This is a genomic window from Bacillus sp. FSL K6-2944 (genome assembly GCF_038005385.1).
Taxonomy (GTDB): domain Bacteria; phylum Bacillota; class Bacilli; order Bacillales; family Bacillaceae_G; genus Bacillus_A; species Bacillus_A cereus.
On sequence record NZ_JBBOTE010000001.1, the window covers coordinates 4,035,001 to 4,048,660 of the forward strand.

The window sequence follows — 13,660 nt, forward strand, 5'->3', positions numbered from 1 at the left end:
GCCGCCAGCGTTCATCCTGAGCCAGGATCAAACTCTCCAATAAAGTTAGTTTGTCTAGCATCTAAAATAAAAATTGACGTTTCACGTTGTTTGTTTCGTTCAGTTTTCAAAGAACTACTTAGTCGCTCATTTGCGACTCCCTTATGTTAACATCTTCGTTAGTTAATGTCAACTAAGTTTTTCATTTCGTTTGTCGCTTTTGACGTTAATGTCATCGGCGACTTGTTCTATATTACACCTCTAAGCTCTAATCGTCAATATATTTTTATAAAAAATATAAAAAGGCTTATTTCTTTTAAAATAAGCCTTTTTATCACATATCATTCTATTCATTTATTATTTTTCTATAATTGGTAACGAGACGATAAATTGAATAGTGCCATCCCTATATTCCGCTCGAATACTACCACCTTGTAACTCAACAATACTTTTCGCAATCGCTAAACCGAGTCCCGACCCTTCCGTTACTCTACTTCGAGATTGATCCTTCTTATAGAAACGTTCAAACAAATTCGCTAACTCTTCTCTTGTAAACTCTTCACTATGATTCGCAATTACAATTTGTATATCCCTACGCTGCCTTTGAAGAGAAACTTTTATCTCTCCATCATCTTTACTATACTTAATTGCATTCATTAGTAAATTATCAAATACACGAACCATCTTTTCCGAATCAATCGATGCATAAGCACGTTCCTCAGGAAACTTCTTAACAAAAGTAAGTCCATGCTCTTCCGCTTGCGGTACTAACTCTTCTATTAATTGCTCAAGCAACTCATTTACACATACTTCTTGTTTTTCTAATACAACTTGTTCATTTGTTAACTTCGTATACTCAAATAAATCTTCTATTAAATTTTTTAACTGCTCCGACTTTGCAAAAGCAATTCTCGTATACTCATCGTGTTGTTCTTTATTTTCATATTTAGAATCTCGAAGTAATCGTAAGTAACCCATAATAGAAGTAAGTGGTGTACGCAAATCATGCGATACATTTGTGATAAGCTCATTCTTTTGCTTTTCTAATTTACGTTCCTTTTCTATATTATTCATAAGCTCTTCTGCCATATTATTAATATTCTCCGTTAAAGCTGCAATCTCATCTTCACCTTTTTTCTCAATGCGGTAGGCTAAGTTACCTCTTTCTATTTCCTTTACGCCTTGTGCCATTGCTTCAATCTGCTTCATCTTTCTCTTTGTTATATAGAAGAAAGAGAAAATGAATACAAGTACACCAATTAAAAACGGGAATGGTCCTTCTTGCGTATCATATATTACCTCTCCCTCTGGAATTCCACTAACAAACATGTACAAATTCTTTCCTTCAATAGTAATAGGTGAAAAAGATATAAACTCTTTTCTTGTACTTTCAAATACATTTCTACCATCTGTATAATTAATCGCGAATGATGCTGCATTACGAATCGTATTATGCAAATCGATTTGCTCTTCTTGCGCTTGCTTTGTTTTATATAAAACTTTACCACTTTCATCAGTAACCAATATCTTCAAAGCTCTAGACCCTTGCTCTAAATTTTGGTTCTCCATTTCGATCATATTTGATATAGCTTCTAATTTATTTTCATGAACCGAACTATTTGCCGCTCCTTGAGCTTGGTGATTAATTTGTTCCATACCAGCCCGATAATCGATAGTTGCTTGACGATTCGCATTCTCAAAAAACGGTGCTGCTGCCTTTGCTGACAAAACTCCTAATAACGCACAAGCAGCAAAAGTAGTAATCAATTGAATCCTTATACTCTTTCGTACGCTCTTTACTAATTTCTCAATTAATTGTCTTATTTTCCTTATATAAGTAAACGGATTAAATATCTTTTTCAATCTTATACCCCACTCCCCATACTGTTTTTATATATCTAGGTTTCCTTGGATTCTCCTCAATCTTTTCACGCACTTTTCGAATATGCACCATTACAGTATTATCAGACTGGAAAGATCGTTCGTTCCACACCTTTTCATAAATTTGCTCCGCACTAAACACCATACCTGGATTTCTAGCTAGCAATTCTAAAATTGAAAATTCCCTCGGAGTTAGTTTCACTTCTTCTCCCTCTACAATAACTTTATGGGTCGAGATGTTGATTTTCATCTCCCCAATTTCTAACTCGTCCTCATTTTGAATAGCGAAACCATTCATTTTCATATAACGGCGTAACTGAGATTTAATTCGTGCAATTAGCTCTAACGGATTAAACGGCTTCGTTACATAATCATCTGCCCCTGTTGTTAATCCTAAAATCTTATCCATATCTTGCGTTTTGGCAGAAAGCATAATAATAGGCATTTCTTTCGCTTCCCTTACCTTCATACACATATGAATACCATCCACTTTCGGCATCATAATATCTAATACGACTAGATGTACTTCATTTTCTTCCAATAGACGTAATCCTTCTTCTCCGTCTCCTGCTTGTAATACTTTATATCCTTCATTCTTTAAATAGATTGTAATTAAATTCCGAATTTCTTTTTCATCATCTACGACAAGTATTGTTTCGTGTGCCACAATATCTCCCCCATCACTTTTTTAATCCCTAACTTCTATTATAGGAAAACTTCTGAAGAAAAACGCTCGGAAATCCTTAAGATTTTCTGAAGACGCAAAAAAGGTCTAGACTCCCCTTAAGTCTAGACCTTTAAAAAACCCCTTTTATTTACGAACGTAGATGAAATATAGTACGAATAAAACTCCCATAACATACATAATCGGATGAACCTCTTTACGACGACCACTCACAACCATTGTAATTGGATAGAAGATAAATCCAATCGCAATCCCAGTTGCGATACTATACGTAAGTGGCATAGAGATAATTGTAAAGAATGCTGGCACTGCAATCTCGAATTTCTTCCAATCAATTTCCCCTAAGGAAGAAACCATCAAGATTCCTACAATAATTAAAGCCGGCGCCGTTACAGCTGGCGTTACAACACTTAGTAATGGCGAGAAGAATAGTGCCAGTAAAAAGAATCCTGCTGTTACAACTGCTGTAAATCCAGAACGACCTCCTGCTGCTACCCCTGCAGACGATTCAATGTAAGATGTTGTTGTTGATGTACCCAAGATCGCACCAATTACAGTTGCAATCGCATCTGCAAATAACGCTTTTCCTGCACGTGGTAATTTATTGTTCTTCATTAATCCTGCTTGATTTGCAACCGCTACAAGCGTACCTGCTGTATCAAAGAAATCGATAAAGAAGAACGTTATAATAACAATCCCCATTTGAACTGTGAAAATATCTCCGAAGTGCGTTAACGCCACGCCGAACGTTGGTTCTAGACTCGGTATTGCTCCCACCACAGCTTTCGGAGTATCAATTAATCCTGTTGCTACTCCTAAGATCGCTGTAAGAATCATACCGTAAAATACTGCACCATTAATTTTCTTAATCATGAAGATGATCGTAGTAACAACCCCGAAGATTGCTAGTAACGTTGTACCCTTTGTTAAGTCCCCCAACCCAACAAGAACTGCATCATTTTTCACGATAATTCCGGCATTTTGGAATCCAAGAAATGCAATGAACAATCCGATACCTGCTGCTACTGCAAACTTTAACTCCGATGGAATTGCATTGATGATTTTTTCACGAATACCTGAAGCAGTAAGAATAATAAAGATAATACCTGACATTAATGTTCCGGCAATTGCTGTTTGCCATGGAATCCCCATCGTTAACACTGCTGTATAAGCAAAGAACGCGTTAATTCCCATACCTGGCGCTAAAGCAATTGGATACTTCGCGAAAATACCCATAATTAACGAACCGATCGCTGCCGCTAATGCCGTAGCAACGAATACTGCACCTGGATCCATCCCTGTACCTGCTGGTAACCCTTTAACATTTCCAAGCGACAGCGTAGCAGGATTGACAAATAGTACGTAAGCCATAGATAGAAATGTCGTTAACCCTGCTATGAACTCAGTCTTATAATTCGTACCGAGCTCATCAAACTGAAAATAGCGTTTCATCCTACGTTTCCCCCGTTATATGATTACTCGCCGCATTTCTCCTAGCCCTCTTTTATCCCGAGAAACAAAAAAGGCTTCCATTGCATATATACATGGAAGCGTTCTATGAATAAAGATAAGATTCCCCTCACCTTTATAAAAACGCCTCGTAGTCAAGCCATTTACGGTAGCTAGGTAGAAACTTTCGGGCCATATCCCCGATATTATACGACGGCTATAATATTCACTTTTTGTTTGAATTACATAATCATATTAACTCGACGAAGTAGTTTTGTCAATTTAAAAACGAACGTTTTTATAAACTTTTATAGTTTCGTTCGTATTAACACCAAAATAAAAAAGATCCACCTATGCATAAGCAATAGATGGACCTTTTTATAAATACTATTCCCACTCAACTTACAAAAAGTATCGCATAATAACACGTACTGATAAATCAATACTTTTAAAACGCATAAAGCGTTTATTTTCATCTAAACCACTCAAATAAAAATAAACAAGTACCATATGAGTACCACACAACATATAAACAAAAGAGCACAGCGTGTATATATAGTGCGACAACACTATATATACCGTCCGCCTAACTAGACTAGGCAAACACCTGCTGTACTCTTACGGACTATTCTACCGTACGTAAGGGTTTCTTAGCAACAGTTTGCTTAAAATTGGCATTCTGTTGCTTTTTTGTTTCCAAAAGGGAGACAAGATTTGTAATGAAAAAGAAACGCATAGACGTAATAGCAAAAGAAGAATCCTACCACAACCTTTCTACATTTAAAGAAGTAGAAGAACTAAACAAAGTAGTTAGAACCTACAGAGACCTTATTAAAAGCTCCGTAAAGCGTTCTGATGTACAATCTAAACTGATTGCACTACTTGAAATTTTAAAACGTCACAGTTGCAAACATGTAGGCGTTAGTTTCCTGTGTAAAAATTCAATTGCTGACATCATGGAAGTTTCATATAAAACTGTGCAACGTTTAATGAAGAAACTTGTGGATTTAGGAATGGTTAAACAAGTAGCAATGAAACGTAAAAAAGACATGCGTCAAACTTCAAATGCTGTTATCATTCAACCAATTGCGGAGGAAGTGTCCGACAAGGTAGGTATAAAAAGTCCTCCAAAGTGTCCTACCATTAAAACAAAACCTGTTTCCTTAAAACAAAATATAAAAGATATAAACAAACGTAATAGTAATGAAAATAACACTACACTTGAGGAAAACATTAAAGAAGCTGATTTTATTGCTCACTGGGTACCAGAACGTTTTGTTTCTTTAGTTATCCCTTTTTACAGTGAGTCTAAAACAATTCAAGAACTGTGGAAGGTCGTAAAACAGTGCAATAAAGTCGTCAACCATACAACAGATGATAAAGCATTTACTAAAGACCAAGAACTTACTATCGGCTTAACAGCTATTAAAGAATTTGTTATGAAAATTAAGTCTGGAACGAAAATGAAAAAGGGTAAATTCGCTTATTTCAACGGGATTGTAAATAAATTAATGGACAAGTTCTATTTTGACGATACATTTATTATTTGAGTATCTGTTCTCCACAAGATTACCTACATTTAAACATCATTCGAAGACAAATTAACCGGCACATTGTATATTAAAGCACCGGTTAATACTATTGCTAATTTTCACTGAACTTATTTATAATACATATAATTTATTTACATTGGCATACCTGGTAAAAACTTAGCTATTAATACCAAAATTGCTGCTAAGAATACCGCTTTAATAATGAATAAAACAATAATTGGAATAGCTGCTTTCACTTTACTTAATCCAGCTGTAACTTGTAACCCTAACCAAATTAAAACCAAATTCCATAAATAGAACAATTCAATTGTATTACCTATTCCATATGCAAGTGAACCTTGGTCAAATAATGGTCCTAAACTTGTATACTGGGTTGCTCCACCATCTAAAATTAGGGCTATAATACCATTAATAAGTCCACCAATAATAAGAATAATATTAGTATATACAACAATCGTTAATAACTTCTTATAAGACGTATCATTTCCAAAGAACATCATAAATACTTTATAAATAGCCGCTACAAATAGCGCCCCAATCATCGCTCCAACAAAACCAGATCCAATTCCATAAATAACTTCTGATGTTATTGAACCCTTACCAGCAAGTTCACCTAATTCTTTCTGCATTTTAATCATTTCAGGTGACGTGTTGACAACATATGTTGTCAAACCACCTACAAGCCCTTGTAACAATGTAACTAAAAAGAACATACCCCAAACTTTCTCGCTCGCCTTCATTCTCTCAAATTGCTCACCTGGAGAAGTAATCATTCCTAATAATGATGGCTTCTTCGCACCTACATCTTGCGTATTAATATTGGCTTCCATTATAACGCCTCCCTCTATTTATATAACCCGTTCTAACGGGCGGTTCACTTCCTCACGCAAGAGGCTACGAACCGCCCACTAGAACGGTAATGTGTAGTTCTACTACACTATTAATTATTCATAACGCAATGCTTCAATTGGATCTAATTTCGCAGCTTTGTTCGCTGGAATTAATCCGAAAATAATACCAAGTGTCATCGAGAACAGTACGCCTCCAACGACAACTTCCCATGAAACGAGTGGTGGCCATTTTGCGAATGTAGAAACGATATATGCTCCGCCATACCCAAGGCCAATTCCGATTAAACCACCTAGAAGTGTTAACATAACTGCTTCAATTAAAAACTGTAATAAAATTTTACTACGCGTTGCTCCAAGTGCTTTACGTACACCAATTTCACGTGTACGCTCCGTTACAGATACAAGCATGATGTTCATAACACCAATTCCACCAACGACTAATGAAATACCAGCGATACCACCGATGATCATTGTCATAATACCGGTCATCTTCGAAATACCTTCTTGAATTTCTTTTAAATTCATAACTTCATATTTACCAGTTGCATCAGTCGGTTTACGACTATTTAAAACATCTGCAGCTTTTTTACCTGCTTTTTCTAGATTATCTACATTTTTTGCTTGAACAGAAATATTTTGAATTTCATCTTTCCCATACAGTGTCGGCCATAATGAAATGGGAACTAGTGCTTCTGATGGTCCCATTCCCATAAACTCATTATCTGATTTGTAGACACCGATAATTTGCATCGGTTGACCTTTCATTTCAATAATTTTACCGACTGGATTGGTATCCTTAAACACCTTTTCTTCCATTTGTTTACTAATCATAACAACGTTATTACCTTGATCCACATCTGATTCTTGTAAAGAACGTCCCTTTAACAACTTTACTTTATTTACTGCAAAGTACTCACTATCTAATCCAGTAATGCTCACCATTTCTTTTTTATCTTCAATATCAAGTGGTTCCATGGTTGAATTTGTTGTTACCACATGTGCGATTTCTGGAATTTTTTTAATTTCAAAAATGTCTTCTTCAGTTATCTTCGGTGCTTCTACCATTCCCATACCGAAAGGATCGTTTATATCTGCACTATAATGAATCGGAACTGTTTGATTACCTGCCCCAACAAACTGCGATTTCAATGCCGCTTCCCCGCCTTGCCCGATTGCAACGACCGTAATAATCGAACCTACCCCGATAATAATACCGAGCATCGTAAGAGCTGAACGTAATTTATGCGCTAAAATAGAAGATAGGGCAATTTTTATACTATCTAGTAAACTCATACCGCACACCTTCTATCTTCTGTAACTTTCCCGTCTCGCAGTACAATGCGGCGGGAAGAATACGCTGCTACTTCCTCTTCATGCGTAACCATAACAATTGTTGTACCTTCTGCATTAAGCTTCGTGAAAATATCCATAACTTGCTCACCAGACTTCGTATCAAGTGCACCAGTCGGTTCATCGGCCATAATGAACGTTGGGTTATTCGCAATCGCTCTCGCAATCGCTACACGCTGCTTCTGTCCACCGGATAACTCATTTGGTAAATGATGCACGCGGTCTGCTAATCCAACTTTACCTAACGCCTCCAAAGCACGCTTGCGACGCTCCGCTTTCTTCACGCCACCGTATACGAGCGGAAGCTCAACATTTTCCACTGCGGAAAGACGAGGCAGTAAATTAAAATGCTGGAATACAAAGCCAATATATTCATTACGAATGAAAGCAAGCTTTGACTCGTCTGCTGTTAAGATATTCACGTCATTCAGCATATATTCGCCTTCTGTTGGACGATCTAAGCAACCAATAATATTCATAAGCGTCGACTTACCAGAACCAGACGGTCCCATAATCGAAACGAACTCACCACTCTGAATCGTTAAACTAATACCATGCAAAATCGGCACCGCCAATTTTCCTTGATAATACGTTTTAGCAATATGATTTAACGTAATCATTTCTCTTTCACTTCCATTCCGTCATACACATCGTCGGAAGGATTTTTAACCACCTTTTGCCCCACTGTTACGCCTTCTACAACCTCTGTCCAGTCTCCATCAGTAGAACCTTTTTTCACATTTTGTTTACGAAGCTTCCCTTTATCCTCAACATAAACAAATGCATCATCGCCTTTTTCTACAATGCTTTTACTTGGAACAGCAATCATCGTCTTATTCTCTAAGTTTACTTGCAGGGAAACATGATAACCTGGAGATAAACCATCTTGACTATCAAGGCTAGCTTTATATGTATACTGAGACATATTTTGAGTTGCTTCACCCATGCCGCCAGCTTTCGCCATCTCTGCACTTGTTGGGAATTCGCTTACCTCTGTAATCTTACCAGTCCACTTCTTCTTATTATTTGCTTTCGCAGTTACAGTGACTGTTTGATCCTTTTGAATTTGTGACTTCTGAAGCTCAGTTAACGTACCTTGAACTTGGAATGGATCTTTAGAAGCTACTTGTAAAAACGCTTTTCCTTGACCACCTAACGCTTGAGATGAACTTTGTGCCGCATCTTTATCTAACTTTTGAACAACACCAGCGAAATTACTATAGATCGTAAGCTCTTTCTGCTTCTTACTTAACTCTTCTTTCTGCAACTTTCCTTTTTCTTTCTCAAGGTCAGTTGTCTTTTGAGCTATCTCTAATTCGTTTACTTGCTCTTCCACCGGATCTGTTACTTCTTTCCCAGCTCCGCTATCTTTTGCCTTCTTAATTTCTTTCTTGAGCGAATCAATCTTTTTCTTTCCTTGATCATAACGCATATCTGCCATCTTCTGATCAAGCTCAGCTTGCTTCATTTGAAGGTTAATCTCTTCATTGTCATAAGAGAATAACTTCGTACCTTTTTCTACCTCTTGCCCTTCTTTTACCTCAATATCTTTCACCTTTCCTTTGGCCGGATCTGCATAGAAGCTTTCGATATTACCAGGCTTCACCTGACCAGAAATTAACTTTGTATTATTCAACTTACGCTCTGTCACTTTCTCAAAACTTACAGCATCAGCATTTGTTGATGCCCCCTTCTTCTTACCTTGCATAACAAAAATATTAATTGCCGCTACAATAACAATTAGTGCAATAACCCCGACAATAATCCCTTTCTTTTTTCTTTTTGGGGTAGAAATAATATTTGATTGCATCATATGTCTCCTTTTTAATAATAAATTTTAATTTTATTAACAATTAAATATATCATAACTTTAAAATAATGACAGGATGAAATATTTTGTTTTTTCTAAAAAATGAATATAAATACATTTTTCATTTAGTTTACATTTATAATTCTCATCAATATAGTTATTTTTATATATAATATGTTTTAAAAATTCACAAAAGTTTTTTTATGCATATTTTGAATAAAAAAATAAATTGAAATATTTAAAATTATATATTAAGATTACTTTTGGAAGGAGGCGATATTATGACATACTCAGTTAAAGGAAGAGCCGTTAGCTTTGGTGCTTTACTTGCAGTAGGTGGTGCTTTATTGGCTTCATATGCATTCTTATTAGGCATTTTACCTGAAATGAATTTAGTAAAAGAGTTCAATTTATCTACTGTAGCAGCCGCACAAGTCTTTGCATGGCTTGACTATATCTCTTGGGGTGTTTCCCTTGTTGCTTTAATCGGTTCTCTTGGAACAGGTGGAGCAGCTCTTGTTGCTGCAGCTGGAGCACAAGGTATTAGAAAATACCTTACGGATTTAGCTAAAGAAAAAGGTAAGAAAGCTGCAATTGCTTACTAATTTATTTTAAATTAAGAAAGAGACTGGATAATACTATTCAGTCTCTTTCTTACATTAAATATAAAGAAACAATGGAGGTAGTTGTGAATATATTAAAACTTCTATCAATAGATTTTAAATTAAAATTTACAACTCAATATTCTGCAATATTAAATAGATTTTCTTTTACTAAACGTGTATCCAATAGAAACTTAATTCTTTGTAGTATGTTATTTAAAATATTCATAGGAATTTTTATGTTTTATATTTCAAACGTTTTATTTAATGAGAAATATATGTGGAATATTTTATATGCAAATGTTGGTTTTCTCATAATTTCTTGCTTTATAAAATCAATTACTTCATATAAAGAAACAGCAATATTAAAGTCTGACATATATATATACAGTCTGTTTCCCATGGAGAAAGTCTACAATTTAAACATGTTTTCTTCTTTACTATGGGCGTTGTTTGGAAATATTAGTGGCCTATCTTTATTGTTTATATTGAACATGTATTTAAAAGGATTAGTATATACAATTCTTTCACTTACAAACTGTATATTACTACTAATATTAATATTCACTTTATTTAACAAAATTTCCGCTTCCTATTTCATTAGTAAAATTCAAAAGCCAATAGGAGCAATTCGCTTTTTATTTTATGCTGTATTTTCATGCCTCTTTTTTTTCTTAGGTTACAAATTAGTAGATATTTTTAAACAACCATTTTATGTAGTACGCGAACGTATTATTACGTCTAAGATTTTAACGGATGAAGATTATGCAGAGACAGTTACACAAGAATTTTTTAATTCTATTATTAATCCCTTGCAAGACAGTATGAATAAAACATTATTCGTATTAAAGTCAATTTGTGATTATGTCATTTTTTCACCGTATATGAGTTTCATTTTATTGCTATGTATAGCACTTGTGCTATCTATAAAAAGTAAGCCTTTACTAAATAGGTTTATAGTTTCAGTGAAAAATAAAAAAGATTTACTGTATTATTTCTCAAAACTATATTCATCATTTAATAGAAGAATATTTAACGATGAGATTTTGGAATTTGAAATTAAATTATTGGAAAGAGAAAGGTTTTTAATTTCACCAAAATTCTTTCAAATGATTTTTTTTACATATGAATCTTTATTTTATATGGGACTTTTTGTGAACTTATTTCACTCTTCACATGATAATGCCTTAGAATATTTACTATTTATGGCGTTATTATTGTTAATCATGTTTAATCATTGTTTTGAATTAAGAACAGAGTACCCTCAATTATTTTTATTAGGTGCAATGAGAGAAAAAATTGTACTATTTCGTTTTTCTGGAACAGGCATATACCCATTATATAGAAGTAAAATTTCACTAATGTATACTTTAATGATTATTCCTACAATATGTTTGTTGCTAGTTACTATATATATGATGTTTATAAATATTACATATATCTTCGGGATAATCATAATATGTATTACATTCATATTAGTACCTATCGTTCAAATGTGGGCTACTACATTTTTAATTAAAACAGACTATATTACTTATATGGATGTAGGATCCACAGAAGAAGAGGAGCTTATTAATAAAATTCAAGCCATACCACGAAAAATATTAGTTCTACCATTATTATATTTTTTATATTTCTTATTATTTATGCAGATTCCAGTACAAGTGATATTTTACATTTTTTCTACCTATGTAATCTTTTATATTTTAATAAGTGGAGCATTTATATTTGTTTCAAAAAAATATGCTGTCAATAACATTAAAAAATTTGACTCTAAATGGTTAAGGTTGTGAAAAAATGAAAGCTAAACTTATAATTTTTCCTTGGAAGTTTTTAATCCTGTTACAATTATTATTATTTTTAAGTGGGTTTATTTACGGATGCTTCTCTGCAAATGATCAAATTATTAATTTACAACCAAAAGAGTTAGATACATCTACAGTTTTTAATAATAATATTTTAGTGCTTTTCAGTATTTTAGTTATAGGGACTTTAACAGGGGGTGTTTATTCCCTCTTTGTTGTAGTTTTTAACGGTGTAATAGTTGGTGAGACTTTATATACGATATTTAAAAGTGCAGGGATGTCCCCTATATTCACTGGATTTTTACCACACGCATTACCCGAATTGTTGTCCATATTTTTAATGTCTTCTATTACTTGCTTACCTATTTATATTCTAATAAAAATAAAAACCGTATCTTTTTCTTGGAAAAAAGTCTATTTAGAAATAGGAAGTGTAATTGTAATCGCATCGGTATGTTGTGGATTCGCATCTTTAATTGAAGGTTACTATAGTTCATTTTAAAAGGAGAATTTCTATGAAAGAAAACGAAAATAATTCTAGTTCATTTTTTAATACAAAAAAAAAGGTTGTTTTATTTAATATTGTTTCTTTATTATTTTTTAACACATTATTATCTACAATTATTTACAATTTCAAATCCTTTCACGCATTCAAAGATTGGTTAACTATAATGGTGTTAATATCAGCAATTATAACACCATTTATACTCATACTATGTTTTATTTTTACAATGTTTTGGTCATTGATAGGTCTAATGAATAAACCGGATCTATCCATAAAAAGAATGTACAGTGTAATATTATCAGGAACTTCAATCTTTTTGATTACACAAGCATTAAATTTTCTAACCATTATAAATTTTGAAGGAGATTTACCACAGTTTATTTTTGTAGTATTCTCATTACTAAGTGTTGGATTAGTTTGTATAGCGATGTATGTTGGATTTACGAAATTAGTAGGGTTTAGTACGAATTTTTCAAAAATTATTTTATCCATTTTATTTATTATAGTTATCAGTTTGAATATGGTTCAATTATTTGGGGGTATAGGTATTGGCATATAAGATTCAAGTACCGAGATTACAATTTGAAAATAAAATAATATTACAGGAATCCTCTTTAATCATTGAAGATGGAAAATCATACTGTATCACTGGAGCAAATGGTTCTGGTAAAACTACGTTGCTAAATTATATGATGACAGGAACTGAAACGAAAATTTATAAGAAACGAAAAGAGATTGATTTGTTAGAGTTCAAAAGAAATACAGCTTTTATTCCTAACAACCCACCAATTTTTGATTTACTTACGGGATGGGAAAATATTCAATACATATGCTCGTTGTGGAGAATAAAAGATAAAGATAATTACCTACAAGAAGTTAAAATGTACTGTGATTTATTTGAACTTAGTCAAGAATCTTTACATGATCAAGTACATACTTATTCTTTGGGAATGAAATATAAACTCTTTCTTATCTCTATGATTAGTCGTAATATTAATCTTCTATTATTAGATGAACCTTTTACAGCACTTGATAAAAATTCTCAACAAGAAATATATAAAATTTTAGTTAAATTTCTTGAAAGAGGCAATAGTTTAATATTTGTTACTCATATTGAAGAGTTTAAAAATCAACTAGGTGATTATATCTATGAGATTCGAGATAAAACTCTTTCAAAATTACAATAAAAG

The 13,660-nt window shown here is 33.6% G+C and carries 13 protein-coding genes, 1 rRNA gene and 1 riboswitch (1 of these 15 cut by a window edge); of the genes, 6 read left to right on the forward strand and 8 right to left on the reverse strand.

The features are described 5' to 3' along the window. From MHH55_RS20625 to MHH55_RS20640, 4 genes are all read right to left on the reverse strand, one after another. Positions 1–43, reverse strand: a 16S ribosomal RNA gene (locus tag MHH55_RS20625) (it extends 1,509 nt beyond the left edge of the window). A 293-nt stretch (positions 44–336) separates the two neighbouring features. Next, positions 337–1,842, reverse strand: a complete 1,506-nt coding sequence (gene ampS, locus MHH55_RS20630) for an aminopeptidase AmpS (RefSeq protein ID WP_000719223.1) — start codon at positions 1,840–1,842, stop codon at positions 337–339. After that, complete coding sequence (locus MHH55_RS20635; RefSeq protein WP_000929885.1) at positions 1,826–2,527, reverse strand: response regulator transcription factor; 702 nt, start codon at positions 2,525–2,527, stop codon at positions 1,826–1,828. Before MHH55_RS20635 ends, ampS begins: the two co-directional genes overlap by 17 nt. A 144-nt stretch (positions 2,528–2,671) precedes the next feature. Continuing rightward, on the reverse strand, positions 2,672–3,997 hold the full coding sequence (locus MHH55_RS20640; protein ID WP_000833082.1) for an NCS2 family permease: 1,326 nt from the start codon (positions 3,995–3,997) through the stop codon (positions 2,672–2,674). 129 nt (positions 3,998–4,126) lie between these two features. Further along, a riboswitch (purine riboswitch) is annotated at positions 4,127–4,229 on the reverse strand. A gap of 484 nt (positions 4,230–4,713) precedes the next feature. Between MHH55_RS20640 and MHH55_RS20645 the strand changes: the two genes are divergently transcribed. Further along, positions 4,714–5,544: a helix-turn-helix domain-containing protein gene (locus tag MHH55_RS20645; RefSeq protein WP_340881109.1), complete on the forward strand. Its 831-nt coding sequence runs from the start codon at positions 4,714–4,716 to the stop codon at positions 5,542–5,544. Positions 5,545–5,678: 134 nt separating this feature from the next. Here MHH55_RS20645 and MHH55_RS20650 read toward each other — a convergent pair whose 3' ends face one another. The 4 genes from MHH55_RS20650 to MHH55_RS20665 all read right to left on the reverse strand — a co-directional run bounded on the left by MHH55_RS20650 (position 5,679) and on the right by MHH55_RS20665 (position 9,558). After that, positions 5,679–6,377 (reverse strand): Yip1 family protein, encoded by a 699-nt coding sequence (locus MHH55_RS20650; protein WP_340881111.1) that lies wholly within the window; start codon positions 6,375–6,377, stop codon positions 5,679–5,681. 114 nt (positions 6,378–6,491) lie between these two features. Further along, positions 6,492–7,691 (reverse strand): ABC transporter permease, encoded by a 1,200-nt coding sequence (locus MHH55_RS20655; RefSeq protein ID WP_006922891.1) that lies wholly within the window; start codon positions 7,689–7,691, stop codon positions 6,492–6,494. Then, positions 7,688–8,368, reverse strand: coding sequence for an ABC transporter ATP-binding protein (locus tag MHH55_RS20660; protein ID WP_340881113.1), 681 nt, complete (start codon positions 8,366–8,368; stop codon positions 7,688–7,690). Before MHH55_RS20660 ends, MHH55_RS20655 begins: the two co-directional genes overlap by 4 nt. Beyond that, positions 8,365–9,558 carry an efflux RND transporter periplasmic adaptor subunit gene (locus MHH55_RS20665; RefSeq protein ID WP_340881115.1) on the reverse strand — a complete coding sequence of 398 codons (1,194 nt, stop codon included), beginning with the start codon at positions 9,556–9,558 and terminating at the stop codon, positions 8,365–8,367. The genes MHH55_RS20660 and MHH55_RS20665 overlap by 4 nt, the downstream gene beginning before the upstream one ends. A 281-nt stretch (positions 9,559–9,839) precedes the next feature. Between MHH55_RS20665 and MHH55_RS20670 the strand changes: the two genes are divergently transcribed. The 5 genes from MHH55_RS20670 (at position 9,840) to MHH55_RS20690 (ending at position 13,657) form a co-directional block, all read left to right on the forward strand. Further along, positions 9,840–10,163, forward strand: coding sequence for a circular bacteriocin, circularin A/uberolysin family (locus tag MHH55_RS20670; RefSeq protein ID WP_006922886.1), 324 nt, complete (start codon positions 9,840–9,842; stop codon positions 10,161–10,163). Between the two features lie 83 nt (positions 10,164–10,246). Further along, positions 10,247–11,953: a hypothetical protein gene (locus tag MHH55_RS20675; protein WP_098771833.1), complete on the forward strand. Its 1,707-nt coding sequence runs from the start codon at positions 10,247–10,249 to the stop codon at positions 11,951–11,953. Between the two features lie 4 nt (positions 11,954–11,957). After that, complete coding sequence (locus MHH55_RS20680) at positions 11,958–12,467, forward strand: stage II sporulation protein M (protein WP_340881121.1); 510 nt, start codon at positions 11,958–11,960, stop codon at positions 12,465–12,467. A 13-nt stretch (positions 12,468–12,480) separates the two neighbouring features. Next, a complete protein-coding gene (locus MHH55_RS20685) occupies positions 12,481–13,029 on the forward strand; it encodes a hypothetical protein (protein ID WP_065485806.1) in 549 nt (182 codons plus the stop codon). Further along, positions 13,019–13,657: an ATP-binding cassette domain-containing protein gene (locus MHH55_RS20690; protein ID WP_065485808.1), complete on the forward strand. Its 639-nt coding sequence runs from the start codon at positions 13,019–13,021 to the stop codon at positions 13,655–13,657. Before MHH55_RS20685 ends, MHH55_RS20690 begins: the two co-directional genes overlap by 11 nt. Positions 13,658–13,660 lie beyond the last annotated feature (3 nt).